Consider the following 330-nt stretch of genomic DNA (forward strand, 5'->3'; position numbering starts at 1 on the left):
GAAGCCGGGCCGGCAACCCCCGTTCATCGAACAGTTCGAGTGGGAGCCCGATCGCGGCACGCGGATCGTCGTGCTGGACCGGACGACGGGCGACGTGGTCGCCGACCCGACGACCGACCCGTTCTTCGGGTTTCACCACGTCAACGCCTTCGAGCGGGACGGCGGGACCGAGGTGGTCTTCGATCTCGAAACGATCCCGGACGCGACCGCGATCGACTCGCTGTACTTAGAGAACGTCCGCGCCGGCGAGATGGGGACCATGGCGGGTCGGATCGAACGGTTCACCGTCGACCTCGGATCGGCGATCGGTGCGAACCGATACGGCGGCGG

At 67.6% G+C, this 330-nt stretch carries 1 protein-coding gene; it reads left to right on the forward strand.

Annotated features, from left to right (window positions below):
* A partial coding sequence (locus EXE44_RS18795; protein ID WP_137718102.1) for a carotenoid oxygenase family protein occupies positions 1–330 on the forward strand: 330 nt, incomplete at both ends.

Origin of the sequence: Halorubrum sp. SS7 (genome assembly GCF_005435055.1) — an archaeon.
GTDB lineage: Archaea > Halobacteriota > Halobacteria > Halobacteriales > Haloferacaceae > Halorubrum > Halorubrum salinarum.